This is a genomic window from Haloarcula sp. CBA1122, assembly GCF_009741785.1.
GTDB lineage: Archaea > Halobacteriota > Halobacteria > Halobacteriales > Haloarculaceae > Haloarcula > Haloarcula hispanica.
The window spans coordinates 1-14,609 of the sequence record NZ_WPCB01000038.1; the positions used below are offsets into that span (position 1 = coordinate 1).

General features: G+C 64.3%; 14 protein-coding genes and 2 pseudogenes. All 16 read left to right on the forward strand.

Translation table 11 applies throughout. The features are described from left to right. Positions 1–191, forward strand: a pseudogene (locus GJ630_RS14100) (hypothetical protein); the annotation flags it as partial. Beyond that, a pseudogene (locus GJ630_RS14105) lies at positions 188–1,512 on the forward strand (DUF58 domain-containing protein). The pseudogenes GJ630_RS14100 and GJ630_RS14105, both read left to right, overlap by 4 nt. After that, positions 1,509–3,074 carry a hypothetical protein gene (locus GJ630_RS14110; RefSeq protein WP_191450121.1) on the forward strand — a complete coding sequence of 522 codons (1,566 nt, stop codon included), beginning with the start codon at positions 1,509–1,511 and terminating at the stop codon, positions 3,072–3,074. Before GJ630_RS14105 ends, GJ630_RS14110 begins: the two are co-directional and overlap by 4 nt. 50 nt (positions 3,075–3,124) lie before the next feature. After that, positions 3,125–4,291, forward strand: coding sequence for a bifunctional phosphopantothenoylcysteine decarboxylase/phosphopantothenate--cysteine ligase CoaBC (gene coaBC / locus GJ630_RS14115; RefSeq protein ID WP_050037638.1), 1,167 nt, complete (start codon positions 3,125–3,127; stop codon positions 4,289–4,291). A 151-nt stretch (positions 4,292–4,442) separates the two neighbouring features. After that, a complete protein-coding gene (locus tag GJ630_RS14120) occupies positions 4,443–5,486 on the forward strand; it encodes a monovalent cation/H+ antiporter subunit E (RefSeq protein WP_044952163.1) in 1,044 nt (347 codons plus the stop codon). Continuing rightward, a complete protein-coding gene (locus GJ630_RS14125; RefSeq protein ID WP_005535719.1) occupies positions 5,479–5,754 on the forward strand; it encodes a cation:proton antiporter in 276 nt (91 codons plus the stop codon). Before GJ630_RS14120 ends, GJ630_RS14125 begins: the two co-directional genes overlap by 8 nt. Further along, the gene (gene mnhG, locus GJ630_RS14130) at positions 5,751–6,071 is read left to right on the forward strand and encodes a monovalent cation/H(+) antiporter subunit G (RefSeq protein WP_008310505.1); all 321 of its coding nucleotides are present in this window, start codon (positions 5,751–5,753) and stop codon (positions 6,069–6,071) included. Before GJ630_RS14125 ends, mnhG begins: the two co-directional genes overlap by 4 nt. After that, the gene (locus GJ630_RS14135; RefSeq protein WP_014039691.1) at positions 6,068–6,613 is read left to right on the forward strand and encodes a DUF4040 domain-containing protein; all 546 of its coding nucleotides are present in this window, start codon (positions 6,068–6,070) and stop codon (positions 6,611–6,613) included. The genes mnhG and GJ630_RS14135 overlap by 4 nt, the downstream gene beginning before the upstream one ends. Next, the gene (locus GJ630_RS14140) at positions 6,610–7,083 is read left to right on the forward strand and encodes a Na(+)/H(+) antiporter subunit B (RefSeq protein ID WP_008310507.1); all 474 of its coding nucleotides are present in this window, start codon (positions 6,610–6,612) and stop codon (positions 7,081–7,083) included. Before GJ630_RS14135 ends, GJ630_RS14140 begins: the two co-directional genes overlap by 4 nt. Further along, entirely contained in the window at positions 7,083–7,439 is a 357-nt protein-coding gene (locus GJ630_RS14145) for a cation:proton antiporter subunit C (protein WP_014039689.1), read from the forward strand. The genes GJ630_RS14140 and GJ630_RS14145 overlap by 1 nt, the downstream gene beginning before the upstream one ends. Then, positions 7,432–8,931 carry a monovalent cation/H+ antiporter subunit D family protein gene (locus GJ630_RS14150; protein ID WP_058990880.1) on the forward strand — a complete coding sequence of 500 codons (1,500 nt, stop codon included), beginning with the start codon at positions 7,432–7,434 and terminating at the stop codon, positions 8,929–8,931. Before GJ630_RS14145 ends, GJ630_RS14150 begins: the two co-directional genes overlap by 8 nt. Beyond that, positions 8,928–10,619, forward strand: coding sequence for a cation:proton antiporter (locus tag GJ630_RS14155; protein WP_191450123.1), 1,692 nt, complete (start codon positions 8,928–8,930; stop codon positions 10,617–10,619). The genes GJ630_RS14150 and GJ630_RS14155 overlap by 4 nt, the downstream gene beginning before the upstream one ends. Beyond that, on the forward strand, positions 10,619–12,403 hold the full coding sequence (locus GJ630_RS14160) for a Na(+)/H(+) antiporter subunit D (protein WP_064288289.1): 1,785 nt from the start codon (positions 10,619–10,621) through the stop codon (positions 12,401–12,403). The genes GJ630_RS14155 and GJ630_RS14160 overlap by 1 nt, the downstream gene beginning before the upstream one ends. Positions 12,404–12,597: 194 nt before the next feature. Then, on the forward strand, positions 12,598–13,071 hold the full coding sequence (locus GJ630_RS14165) for a type IV pilin (protein ID WP_191450125.1): 474 nt from the start codon (positions 12,598–12,600) through the stop codon (positions 13,069–13,071). A 113-nt stretch (positions 13,072–13,184) separates the two neighbouring features. Further along, on the forward strand, positions 13,185–13,763 hold the full coding sequence (locus GJ630_RS14170; protein ID WP_191450127.1) for a hypothetical protein: 579 nt from the start codon (positions 13,185–13,187) through the stop codon (positions 13,761–13,763). Positions 13,764–14,024: 261 nt separating this feature from the next. Beyond that, positions 14,025–14,537, forward strand: a complete 513-nt coding sequence (locus tag GJ630_RS14175; protein WP_191450129.1) for a type IV pilin — start codon at positions 14,025–14,027, stop codon at positions 14,535–14,537. Positions 14,538–14,609: the final 72 nt, after the last annotated feature.

Sequence of the window (14,609 nt, forward strand, 5' to 3'; positions counted from 1 at the left end):
CGGCCCGGGACGTCCGTACTGGCTCGTGGACGGACGACCGCCGGGCGGCCGCCTTCCTCGGCGGCCCGGACGCACCCGACCCGCCAATCGAGATGCAACTACGTGACTGGGCCAGCGGCGAGGGGTTCGACCGGAAAGTCGAAGCGGCGGCGACCGAGATACGACGGCTCCAGCGAGGTGAGGGTGCATGAGCACCCGAGAGACGACACAGCGAAACGTGGGCGTCTCGGCCGCGCTGGTGGCCGGCGGGGCCGGAATCGTCACCGGGAACCCGGCGGTTTTCATGGTCGCGGCAGTGGCGCTGGTGTACGCGGCCTATCAGGCGGCCATCGGCGACCCTGAACCGACGCTCACGGTCGAGCGTCACGTCGAACCGGCCGACCCGGTCCCCGGGTCGGAGGTGACAGTGACGCTGACGCTCACGAACGACGGGGACGCGACCCTGCCCGACGTTCGCGTCCTCGACGGCGTCCCCGAGCGGCTCGAAGTCGTGGACGGCTCCCCGCGCTTTGGCACTCACCTCGAAGCCGGAGCGTCGGCTTCGGTCACCTACACCGTCGAAGCCCGGCGCGGGGACCACGCGTTCACCGACGTAGCAGTCGTCTGCCGGAACCTGACCGGGACCGTCGAGTTCGCCGAGCAGGTCACCGTCGAGACGACGGTCTCGTGCAGTGCCAGTGTGGACACTGTCCCGCTCTCGGGCCAGACGCTCTCCCAGTCCGGGCGCGTGCCGACGGACGCAGGCGGGAACGGCCTCGCCTTCTACGCCATCCGCGAGCACCAGTCCTCGGACCCGATGAGCCGCGTCGACTGGAACCGCCTCGCGAAGACCAACGAGCTGGCGACAGTCGAGTTCAAGGAGACGCGGGCGGCCACCGTCATCACGCTCGTGGATTCCCGACATCCCGTTGCGGGCGAAGCGGGCGCACCCACGGCTGTCCAGTTCTGTGCCTACGCGGCCCAGCAGGTCGGCTCGGCGTTACTGGACATGGACAACCGCGTGGGCGCCGCCGTCTACGACAGTTGTGAGACGCTCCAGCCGTCGGCCAATCGGGCACAGGAACAGCGATTGGAGGCGTTTCTAGAGGGGACTGTGAACGGGGCGGCCACCGGGTCGTCGGGGGCCCGCGGTTCATCGCTGCTCGACACCGGCACCCGAACCCGGCGGATGCAGTCGCGACCGGGATGACAGACCGGTACGGCATCGCCGACGGCGGCGACGCGGTGGCGACGCTCGACCGCTCGATACCGAGCGAGTCACAGGTCGTGTTCTGTACGCCCCTGCTCGACGACCGGGCGGCCGATGCGGCGAAACGGCTCGCCGCGTACGGGCACGCGGTCACGGTCGTCAGCCCGGACATGACGACCGGGGACAGTCCGGGCAGTACCGTCGAACGAATCGACCGAACGGCCCGCCTCGACGACCTTCGAGGGAGGGTTCGGGTCGTCGACTGGACGCCCGCGGAACCGCTCGCCAAAGCCCTCATTCGCGCAACGGAGCGGTGGGCATGACGGAACTCGACAGTCGGCCGGCGGCATCGAGCGCGGCGCTGGCCGGAACAGTCGCGGTGCTCGTCTCGCTCGCCCTTGCCGTCGCTGTCGTGGACCCGATACTAGTCCTGACCGGCTTCGTCGGCGGGCTCTGTATCGCAGCTGGGGTCTGGGCGCTCCGTAGCGATACCCACGACCGCATCGCCGGCGGCAGCGTTGCCGTCGTCATCGGCGCGGGCGTGTTCTGTGGAACCGCGCTGTTGGCGACTGACTACTGGTCGCTCGTCGTGGCGCTCGGGTTCCCGCTGGCCGCCACACTCGTCGTCATCGACGCGAGTAGCGGACTGGTGCCGCCGACCGACGCGACGGACGAACTCACGGCGATGCTCGACGAGAGTTTCGTGGTACTGGTGGTCGGTATCTGCGCCACAATCGTCTGTGCCGTCGCCGCTGCCGTCAGGCTGCCCTGGGTGCTCGTCCGTGTCGTTGCCGGCTTCTCGGTCCAGCCGCTCGTGGGCTTCGTGACGCTACAGGTTGGTGTCCTCCTCGCCCTGTTGTTGCTGGACCGGGTCACGGAGACGCTGGAATCGTGGATTCCGGCACCCACGGCGACGACCGACCGGACGCTCGGCCGACTGGACCTGCTGGGGACGAGCTGGTGGGACGTCGACCGCTACGTCAAAGCCGCCGTGGGCCTGCAGTTGCTCGTGGCGTTTGTCCCGACAGCACAGGGACTGTTCGACCGCTTCCTCGATAGCCTCCCGGTGCTCGGCTCGGCCCTGCGGGTCGTTCTCAGTGGTCCGCTCCACCTCCCCCTTGTAGCCGGACTGCTGGCGTTACTGAGTATCCTCGTCGTCGAACGGCTCCGGCAGTGGCTGCTACAGTGGCTGGGGGACAACCCCGGACGGTTGCTGGCGCGGCAGACCGGCAGTATCGTGCTCCCAGTGGTGCTGCTGCTGGGCGCGCTGGTCCTTACGGCCGCTGGCGTGACCCGGCGGGTAGCACCGACCTATACTGGGGGCGGCCACTACGGCTCGGCGACCGTGGTCCTTCTCGGCGTCTTGGTTTCGGTCGTCGTCCTTCGTGGACTCGTCACGGTGCTGTCCGAACTAGTCGGTGCGGAGTTGCTGTCCCGACGTGTGGCGGGATTCGCGGCCGGGAGCGGACTCCTGTTCGTCATGACGCTGCTCGGAGCGGAGCGCGGACTCGCACCGATACTCGTTCTCGTCGGGAGCGCGGCGGCGCTGCTGGTCTGGGACGCCGGCGCGCACGCCAGCAGTATCGGCCACCAGTTGGGCCGAGACGCCGAAACGACGGACAGCGAGTTCGTCCACGTTACCGGCACTGCGGCCGTCCTCGCCGGGGCTATCCTGCTCGTGATGCTCGTCAGGTACGTGCTCATTCCGGTCGCAGTTCCGACCACGTCGACCGGACTCTCGCTCAGTTCGGTAGTCGCGCTCGGACTGGTCCTGCTTGCGATAGCCGCCTTCACCCTCGCGCTGAACGCCCACGACGGGGGACCACGTACCAGCAGCGACAGGAGTGGTACGCGAAACGAGCAGCCCGCTACTGACGGCGACTAGGCCCGCCGGAGAGACAGGGGCTTTTACCCCCGCACCGCGAACCGGCAGGTATGCTGACCGGAGTCAACGTCGTCCTGGGGGTGTCGGGGTCTATCGCGGCCGTCAAGACGGTGGAGCTCGCACACGAACTCCGACGACAGGGGGCGTCCGTCCGGGCCGTGATGACCGACAGCGCGACGGGCATCATCCACCCGTGGGCACTCGAGTTCGCCACGGACAACGAGGTTGTTTCCGAAATCACGGGCAGTGTCGAGCACGTCGACCTCTGCGGGCGCTCGGGCTGGGGGGATGTGCTCTTGCTCGCACCGGCGACGGCAAACACCGTCGGGAAGGTTGCGGGAGCCATCGACGACACACCTGTGACGACGTGTGCGACGACCGCTCTCGGCGCGGACGTGCCGGTCGTCGTCGCGCCGGCGATGCACGAACCGATGTACGACCACCCCGGCGTGCTGGACGCCATCGACCGCGTCGAGTCCTGGGGGGTCGACTTCGTGGACCCGCGGATCGAGGAAGGGAAAGCCAAGATTGCAACGGAGGAGGCCATCGTCACGGCGACTGCACGGGCCGCGGACGACCGGCCGCTTGCAGACGAACACGTCGTCGTGACCGCAGGTGCGACCACGGAGTCAGTCGACCCGGTGCGGACGCTCTCGAACCGCTCATCGGGGCGGACCGGCCGGGCAGTCGCACGGGCCTGTTACGCCCGCGGGGCCGACGTGACGCTCGTCCACGACGGGCCAGACGTGCCGTACGCCACCGTCGAGCAGGTCGAATCAGCCGCGGAGATGACCGAGGCCGTTCGTCGGGTCGCCGACTCGGCCGACGCGCTGGTCTCGGCGGCCGCCATCTCGGATTACACCGTCGAGCAGGCACCGGAGAAAATCAAGAGCGGACAGGCGGAACTGACGCTGACGCTGCAACCGACGCCGAAGCTCATCGACACCGTTCGGTCGGCCCACCCCGACCTCCCTATCGTCGGGTTCAAGGTCGAAACGGAGGGTGACGACGAGACGCTGATCGAGCGCGCCCGCGAGATACGCGAGCGGGCCGGGCTGACTTTCGTGGTCGCCAACGACGCGAGCGTGATGGGGGCCGACGAGACGCGCGCCCTGCTCGTCGACGCGGACACGGCCACGGAGTACGTCGGGGACAAGGAGGGACTCGGCGCTCGTGTCGCCGACGAAATCGGTGACCATCTGTCCAGTCGTGGCTGACCGCGTAACCGATTACGAAATAGTTTTGCGTGTTCCGTTGCTCCGGTCCGATAACGACAGTACTGCCCGACGAACCGCTATTCGGAGTTTCTAAACAGATACTGTGACTGTACTACCACCCCGTCGCCTGCTCGTGCCAGTAGCCGATTCGGTGACGGTCCGTAACACCGTCGCCTACGCCATTGAACAGGCCGAATCGGCGGCCAGAGAGGGACAGCAACAGGTATCCCTGCATCTCGTCGCCGTCGCAAGCACGCGCGCCGTCGACCCCGACGCGCAGACGGAACTCGGCCAGGCCAAAGACCTGCTCGACCGCATCGAGGTCTGGCTCGACGAGGATCTGGGTGCTGACCCACCGTCGAACCTCGACGTGGAACTGGGCGTCATCGGTGCCGACCGCTACCTGTTCAGCCCCGGCGATTACGCCGACGTCATACTGGCCTACGCCGACGAACACAGCATCGAACGGGTCGTCCTCGATCCGGAGTTCAACCCGGGCGGCACGACGCCGATGCTCCGGCCGCTCGAAGTCGAACTCGTCCGGGGCGATATCGACGTCGAGACCGCACCCGTCGAGCGGCCGGCACGGTCGACCGCGCTCGCTCGCGCCGCGACACTCCCGAAGTATCTCACCATTTTCGGGGCGTCGTACCTGTTTTATCTGCTGTTGAGTTCGTACAAACCGCTGGATTTCCTCACTGGCGCGATAACGGCGACTATCGTCACTGCATTGCTTGCGCCGATCGCGTTCAGTCGCCAGCCGTCGCTGACACGGGTTCCGGGGCAGTTCGCCCGGATGGCCCTCTACATCCCGTACCTCCTCAAAGAGATCGCAATTGCGAACCTCGAAATCGCCTACGTCGTCTTGCACCCGTCGCTGCCAATCGACCCCGAGATGGTCGAACTGGAGGCGGCCATCTGGGGAGACGGGCCGGTGACGACGCTGGCAAACAGCATCACGCTGACGCCCGGGACGCTCACCGTCAGCGTCTCCGAACAGGCGTTCGATATCCACTCGCTCACCGGAAGTGCGCGCGAGGACCTGTTCGACGGCGGCCTCGAACGGGCCGTCCGGTTCGTCTTCTACGGCCGGGAGGCCGCAGCGATTCCCTCGCCGCGCGAACGGGGGCAGGGGGACGGCGACGGCACAATCGAGAGCGACATCGACGACCCGGAGGTGGCCGACGATGATTGAGTTCGAGGCGGCGCTGCTGGCGATCGCCAGCGCGTTCGTCCTGTTCGCTATCGTGTCGCTGTACCGCGTGTTCGCGGGGCCGACGGACCACGACAGAGTCATCGCGGTCAACGTGATGGGGACGAACACCGTCATCGCTATCGCGCTCGTCTCCGGCGCGCTCGATAAGCCGCTGTTCCTCGATATCGCGCTCGTGTACGCCCTGTTGAACTTCCTGCTCTCGATAGCGTTCTCGAAGTTCAACGTCGAACACGGGGGTGTGCTATGACGCCGCTGGAGTGGGGGATCGTCGTACTCGCACTGGTCGGTGCGTTCTTCGGTGGCGTCGCCTCGGTCGGCATCGTCAGACTGCCGGACGTGTACACTCGGACGCACGCGGCCTCGAAGAGCGATACGCTGGGTGCCGTCCTCGCTATCGGGGCCGCCGCGCTCGCGATTCAGACCGACCTCGCGACGATCAAAGCCGTCTTCCTGCTGGTGTTTATGTTTCTAACGAACCCCACCGCCGCCCACGCCGTCGCACGGGCGGCACAGGACCAGGGTATCGAGCCGTGGACTGCCGGCGATGAGGAGGGCGAGTCATGACGCTCTCGCTCATCGAGGGAGTGTTGCTGGTGTTCGTATTGTGCTGTGCTATCGGCGCGGCCGTACTCCGTGACGTGCTGGCGTCGCTGATGGCGTTTGCCGCCTACAGCCTCGGCATCTCCATTATCTGGGTGATGCTTGAGGCCCCTGACGTGGGGCTGACCGAAGCGGCTGTCGGGGCCGGCATCATGACGATCCTGTTCATCCTGGCGCTGGCAAACACCGTTCGGCCACAGGAAAACGGCCTGTTCGAGTCGATCAGCGTCCCGACCGTCGTCCTGGTCGGCGCGTTCGTCGTCGTCATGATCGCGACGGTTCCGTCGCTGCCTGCCGTTGGGGCGGAGGGCGCGGCAAACCCCGTCGTCAGCGGCGAGGTAACACAGCACTACATCGACAACGCATACGCGGACACGGAGGTCCACAACGCGGTAACGGCCGTGCTCGCGGCCTACCGTGGATTCGACACGCTTGGTGAGGCGGTCGTAGTCTTTTCCGCCGGCGTGGCGGCACTGACCGTCCTCAGACAGGAGGTGTTCGCATGAGTAGCGACGAGCGAACCGGGCTCTATGTCGAGAGCACGATCATCATGACGACGGTCCGCGTGGTGTCGCCATTCGTCCTCACCTTCGCGCTGTTCGTGATGTTCCACGGCGCGAACTCCCCCGGCGGGGGATTCCAGGGCGGGGTCATCGCCGGGTCGGTCGTGATGATGCTCGCCTTCGCCTACGGCATCGATGCGGCCCGGGACTGGCTCGACGTCCGCGTCGTCGCCGCGCTCGCGTCCGGCGGCGTGCTCACGTTCGCAGCAATCGGTCTGGGAACGATGCTCCTGGGCGGGAACTTCCTCGAATACCACCTGTACGAACAGTTCATCTCGCATGTGGTCGCCTACGCCATCGAGCTCGTCGAACTGGCCATCGGTGGTATCGTCGCCAGCGTTGCCATCGGCCTCTTTTTCCTGCTCGCGGCCGGGTTCGGCCACGCCGTCGACTCACCGGAGGATGAGAGCTAATGTTTGAACTGCTGAACTCACACTACAACTACTTCGCGGTGATGCTCCTGCTGGGTATCGGCCTCTACATGCTCATCGAGTCCCAGAACCTCGTGAAGAAGGTCATCGGCATGAACATCTTCCAGACGGGCATCTTCCTGTTTTTCATCACGCTCGCGTTCCGGGCCGGCGGGGATCCGCCGATAATCAAGGAGGGCGGCGGCCCCTACGTGAGCCCGCTGCCACACGTCCTCATCCTGACCGCTATCGTCGTCGGGGTGAGCCTGACCGCCGTGGCACTGGCGCTTATCATCCGCATCTACACCGAGTACGGGACGCTGGACGAAGATAAACTCAAACAGCTCTACTATGATTGAACAACTCCCTGTGTTACTGGTGGTCCTGCCGATTATCGGCGGCGCGGTGCCGCTGGTCGCCAGCCTCGTGAGCGACCGGGCAGGGTGGCCAGTCGCGACGCTGACGCTCGTCGGCCAGGCCGGTCTGGCCGGCCTGCTGGCGTGGACCGTCAGTACGAGCGGGACCGTTTCCTACGCGGTCGGTGGTTTCGCCGCCCCGTACGGCATCGAACTCGTCGTCGACGGGCTCTCAGGGGCCGTCGCCCTGCTCGTGGCCGTCGTGTCACTGGGCGTGCTCGCGTACGCCCGACAGGCCGGCCCGCACTCGAACGCCTTCTACGGCCTGTACCTGCTGCTGGTCGCCGGCCTGACGGGGATGACCGTCACCGGCGACGTGTTCAATCTCTACGTGTTCCTCGAAATCACGGGGCTTGCAGCGTACGGCCTCGTAGCCAGTGGCCGGGACGCGAGCGCCGCCGTCGCGGCGCTGAAGTACCTCATCATCGGGACCGTCGGGGCCTCGCTGTATCTGCTCGGCGTTGGCTACCTGCTCGCGGCGACGGGGACGCTCAACATGGCCGATCTGGCGAGCAAACTCGGGGAGATGGCGGCCTACGACTCGACGCTCGTCCTGACCGCGTTCGGGCTGATGATCGGCGGGCTGACGGTGAAAGTCGCCCTGTTCCCGCTGCACACCTGGCAGCCAGACGCGTACGCGAACGCGCCGGACACCGTGAGCGCGTTCATCTCGGCGCTCGTCTCGACGGTTTCGGCGTACGCGCTCGCTCGCCTGCTGTTTTCCGTGTTCACCGTTGAGTTCCTGACGGCCGTGCCCGTCGCTCGCTGGGCACTGGTCGGCCTGGCCTGCGTGAGCATCATCGCGGGGAGCGCACTCGCCGTCTCACAGGACAGCGTCCAGCGGATGCTCGCGTACTCTTCGGTGTCGCAGTTCGGCCTCGTCGTCGCCGGATTCGCCATCGCGACCCCGCTGGCCGTCGTCGGCGCGACCGTCCACCTGCTCGGCCACGCAGTGATGAAAGGCGGGCTGTTCGCGGCAACGGGGGTCATCGAGCGTAAGACGGGCGCGACGACGGTGAACGGCTACGCCGGGATGGGGAGCCGCGTCCCGATTTCGGCGTTTTGCTTCGCCGTGCTCTCGCTGGCGATGGTCGGCGTGCCGCCGGCGGTCGGTTTCGTCGGCAAGTGGTACATCGTCCTCGGCGCGGTCAACGCCGAGAACTGGCCCGTCGTGGCCGTGTTACTCGCGAGTACCCTGCTGACGCTCGCGTACTTCGCCCGCCTCGTCGAGCGGCTCTACTTCGCCGAGGCGACCATCCACTCGGAGGAGACACCTGCTGAGGCTCCCGTGACGGACGGGAGCGGACAGGCGGTCTCGTTCGGGATGATCGCCGTCGTCGTCATCGCGGCCGCACTCGCGGTCGCGCTGACCGCAGCCGTACCGGAGTTACAAGCAATGCTTGAGGACACACTTCCACCCCTTCTAAACCAATGACTGATTCGCTACGCCCAATCCTGGCAATCCTCGTCTCGGCGGTGGCCATCCCCGCGATTCTCTCGCTCAAGGGCCGACCAAACGTACGGGAGGGGGTGACCCTATTCGTCGCGTTCGCGAAGTTCGGGATCATTGCGAGCATGGTCCCTGGCGTCCTGAGCGGGACAGAGTACGAGTTCGCAATCGGACAGTTCGCCACTGGAATCGAACTGGCGTTCAGCGTCGACCCGCTCGGGTTGCTGTTTGGCCTGCTCGCGAGTCTGCTGTGGATCGTCACGAGCTTCTACAGCATCGGCTACATGCGCGGGCTGAACGAACACGCCCAGACCCGATACTTCGCCTCCTTCGCCGCCAGCCTCGCGTCGGCTATCGGCGTCGCCTTCGCGTCGAACCTGCTGACGCTGTTCGTCTGTTACGAACTGCTGACGGTGTCGACGTACCCGCTCGTCACCCACGACGAGACAGACGAGGCCCGCGCCGCCGGCCGGAAGTACCTCGCGTACACCTTCGGCGGCGGCGTCGCTGTGCTGGGCGGGACCGTCCTCGTGTTCGTCCTCGCCGGGACGACCGCATTCACGCCCGGCGGTATCGAAGCGCTCGCGACGGCCGACCCGACGTTAGCGCGGGCGGCCTTCGCCCTGCTTGCGGCCGGTTTCGGCGTCAAGGCCGCACTGATGCCGATGCACTCCTGGCTCCCGGACGCGATGGTCGCGCCGACGCCGGTGTCCGGACTGTTGCACGCCGTCGCCGTCGTCAAAAGCGGCGTGTTCGGTATCGCCAGGGTCGTCCTCGACGTGTACGGAACCGGAACGATGGAGCAACTCGGCGTCGGCCTCCCGCTCGCCGCGATTGCGGCCTTTACCCTCCTGACAGCGAGTATCATCGCGCTCAGACAGGACAACCTCAAGCGGCGGCTGGCGTACTCGACGATAAGCCAGCTCTCCTATATCGTACTGGGACTGGGTCTACTCCACGGACAGGCGCTGACCGGCGGCCTGCTCCACATCCCCGCCCACGCGTTCATGAAGCTCACCCTGTTCTTCTGTGCCGGCGCGATCCACGTCGAGACTCACACCGACGACATCAGCGACATGGCCGGCATCGGGAAGCGGATGCCGCTGACGATGGCAGCCTTCGCCGTCGCCGCGGCCGGGATGGCCGGGATTCCGCTGGTCGCCGGGTTCGTCAGCAAGTGGTATCTCGTCATCGGCGCGCTGAGTCTCGATGGCGGGCTCGTATTCGCCGCCGCGTTGCTGGTCTCCGGCGTGCTCAACATCGCGTACTTCTGGCCCATCGTCTACCAGGCGTACTTCGAGTCGCCGGAGAGCCACGACGAGAAGCCGCTCATCGGGGGACCACTTGGCGGGCGAGACGAGGTTCGGGCCGACGGCGGTGAGGACCACGAATCGGGCGCTGCCGACGGTCACTCCGACGAGGGCGATGTTCCGGACCCACAGCACGTCGACCATCTCGGCAAGCACCACGAAGAACACGAACACCACGGCGGCCCACCCGCAGGCGGCTGGGACGACCGCGGCTGGCGCGGCGGCGAGAGTACGTGGTTTATGCTCGGGCCGATACTCACCGCAGCCACGCTGTCGCTCCTGCTGGGGACGGTGCCACACACGGCGATCTTCCTGCAAATCGTCGATACTATCGTCGAGAATCTCCCGGGGGTGGTCGTCTAATGTCGATGCTGACGACGGTTCCGCCGGTGGTCATACTGCTCGCGCTGGCAATCGTCGTGTCCCGACTCCCGCGGCGGGCCGGGCACGCCGTCGGTGCGCTCGTCCCGGCGCTGGCGGTGCCATGGGCAGTCGTGGTCCCTGAGGGTGCACACCTCCATGTAGACAGCTTCCTTGGCTTTGAGGCCGTCCTCCTGAACGTCGACCCGTTCTCCCGGCTGATGGGCATCATCTTCGGCCTCATCGCCGCGGTCGCCGTGCTCTACTCCTACGCCAGTGAGGCCGACACCACACAGACGGCGTTCGCGCTTTCGTATGTTGCGACGAGCTTCGGGGCCGTGTTCGCCGGCGACTGGCTCACACTCATCTTCTTCTGGGAGCTGATGGCCGTCACCAGTACGCTGCTGGTGTGGCACTACGGCGGCAAGGCAGTCCGGGCCGGCTTCCGGTACGCACTGCTGCACGGCCTGGGCGGCACGCTGTTGATGGCCGCCATCCTCCGGCACTACGTCGAGGTGGAGACGTTCCTGTTCGCGTCGGTGCCGGGCGGCCCGGAGACGGCCGGCATCACGTCCGGGCTGGCCGCCGCGCTGGCCGCGATCGGTATCGGCGTCAACGTCGGCTTCATCGGCCTGCATGCGTGGCTACCCGACACCTATCCGCGCCCGCACATCGCCGCCAGCGTCTTCCTTTGCGTGTTCACCACAAAGACCGGCGTCTACGGGATGTACCGCGCGTTCCCCAACGGCCACGAAGCCATCGCGTACATGGGCGGCGGGATGGCTATCTTCGGCGCGCTGTTCGCACTGTTCCAGAACGACATGCGGCGGCTCCTCTCCTATCACATCCAGTCCCAGGTCGGGTACATGGTCGCCGGCGTCGGTATCGGCTCGCCGCTCGCTCAGGCCGGTGCGTTCGCGCACGTATTCAACCACATCCTCTACAAGGGGCTGCTGTTCATGACCGCCGGTGTCGTCATCTACCGGACCGGTACGGAGAGCCTGAAGAAACTCGGCGGCCTCTGGCGAGAGATGCCCATCACCGCTGGGGCGTTCTCCGTCGCTGCGCTGTCTATCGCCGGCTTCCCCGGCTTCAACGGGTTCGTCAGCAAGGGCATCATCATCTCTGGAAGCCACTACACCTTCGGCAAGGGACCGCTCCCGCTCGGAGAGTTCTATACGCTCGAGTGGATGCTGCTGCTGGGCGGCGTCGGTACGTTCATGTCGTTCATCAAGTTCGGCTACTACGCGTTCTTCCACGGCGAATACGACGGCAGCGTGCCGGACGCGAACCGCGGCCAAAGCATCGCCATGGTGTCCGTAGCCGCGCTCTGTATCATCTACGGTGTGTACGACACAGCCCTGTTCACTATCCTTCCGTTCGACGTGACGAGCGGGGCCGTCGTCGACCACGTCTACGAGACCTACACCATTCCCCATCTCATTGAGGGAGTCGCGCTCGCTGTCCTCGGACTGGTCGGCTTCGCGGTGACAAAGAAGCCCCTCTCGAAGCTCGGCCGCGTCCCGGACGTCGATTCGCTGTACAACCCCGCCGTCTTCTATGGCTCCCGCGGCCTCGTCGTCGGCGTGACCGAACTGTACGCCGCCGTCGACCGTGCAGTGGTCCGTGCGACGGGCATCATCACGCGAACAGTGACTTCCCCGAACGACGTGGTTGCACGGCTTCGTGACGACGACAGCCTCGCACATCCGATGCGGGCCGGTATCGGACTCAGCATCCTCATCCTCGCAGTCTTCGTTACGGTGGCACTGCTGGCCCTTTCATGATGTTCTAAAAACATATTCTGTGATAATTGCGGGTTCAATCGGAAATAACTGGGTTCAAACACCCCAAAATAGTTGTTAGCAGAGGAAGTGATTACAGTCTCTGATAATACAGGTGCAGACTTATATATCTCCATAGCTACGATTCGATAAGCACGGCATAACAGGGGGACCTGTTGATGCGTGCGGACACAACAATGGAACTCAAACGATTCTTCAACGACGACGATGCTGTGTCGCCGGTCATCGGGGTCATCCTGATGGTCGCAATCACGGTCATCCTCGCGGCCGTTATCGCAACGTTCGTCCTCGGTCTGGGCGATCAGGTCAGCAACACGGCACCGCAAGCTAGCTTTAGTACAGAGTACGACAGTAGTGCAGATGACAACGGACAGGTGACAGTCACCCACGATGGGGGAGACTCAATCAAAGGTAGCAATCTGTATATTCGAGGGTCCGGGATAGGTGGCTCTTCTTCAGATGTGACAAGCAATAATGCCGAGTGGCTCTCTAGTGGCGGCGATGCAAGCGGAAGCAACAGTAAGGTGGTTGCAGGCGACCGGCTCACTGTCGGTGTGACCGGCGGCGGTTACGACTTCAGCGTCGTCTACGAGTCGGCTACCGGCGACAACTCCGCAACGCTCGCCACTGCATCCGGACCTGACGCATAAGCTCGCGATATATCGTTTTTTCCGGTAGTGAAATCCGTGAGTTTATAACTGATGAACACTCTGAGTTTGGCTGTATTCCCTGCGATGGGTGGTGGGGAACTGGAGAATATGATATGAGTAAGCAGGTAGAACGGTCGGACTCCACGACGGAGGATGACCTTTCCAAAGGAGAGATATTCGACGTCCTGCAGAACGAACGGCGTCGCTACACGCTGCAGTATCTACGGGCACACGACGGGCCGGTACAGCTCGGTGACCTCGCGTCACACGTCGCCGCACAGGAGTACGACTGCCCGAACACCGAAGTCACGAGCGCGCAACGGAAGCGCGTCTACACCACGTTACAGCAGTCTCATCTCCCGCGGATGGATGAGACGGGTATCATCGACTACGACGATGAAAACGGGACGATCTCCAAGACTGCACACACGGAGGAACTCACCGTCTATCTCGAAATCGTGCCGGGAAGCGAGTTCCCTTGGCGCGAGTACTACCTCTCGCTCGGCGCGGTCAGTCTGGCAGTCGTGACGATCCTCTGGGTCGGCGTCTATCCCTTCACGGCAATTCCGCCGCTGGTCTGGGCCACGCTGATCGCGGTCGTACTCAGCGTCTCCGCGGGCTATCACACCTACGCCGGTCGTGAGATGACACTGACCGAGTATGTGGCCCAGGAAGCCGAGTCCGACAACTAAACTCCTGTTTGTTTCACGGCTTGCGCTGTTTCGTTTGTCTCAGTTACCGCTGAACTATCCACGCACCGCCATATCGATTTCGGCGGTACAGCCAGCCTTGAAGGCTTTCAAGGCGACGTTGAACGGCTAAAACGTGTTGTGAGTATAAGTGGGCACATCTCATGTGGTTGAGTCAGCACACCCCGCGAGCCGGTAAGGAAATCCTTCGATGTATAGGGGGTTCCTACTCGGGTCACACTCGCGGTGTGCGTCGAACAAACCATGGATATCAAACAACTCATCCACGACGACGACGCAGTGTCGCCGGTCATCGGGGTTATCCTGATGGTCGCAATCACGGTCATTCTGGCCGCAGTAATCGCCTCCTTTGTGCTTGGTCTCGGTGACCAGGCACAGCAGGCAACGCCACAGGCTAGCTTCTCATGGGATTTCGATGAGAGCACAGGAGCCGACGGCTACGGTGTCGTGAACATCATTCATGATGGAGGCGACACAATCAATGGAAATGAACTGTATGTGCGCGGAGAAGGAATTACGGACGCAGATGATACGGGAGGAGCAGATATTACTGATTCTAGTAAATATGACCTTGATTCGGACACTTCCGGAGATGCAACCTTCGGGAACAGTAATACCATAGGTGCAAGCGAAGTTTCAGCGGGAACTTCAATGAATGTCGCCGTGACGGACGCTTATGACCTAAGAGTTGTTTACGAGACGGCAGAAGGCGATTCTTCTGCAACGCTCGCACAAGACTCTGGTCCGCAGGCGTAATTTATCACCGACTTTTTGATTTTTTACAATCGACGAGCAACAGCACTTTCTCCACGACACTTTTATCACCAG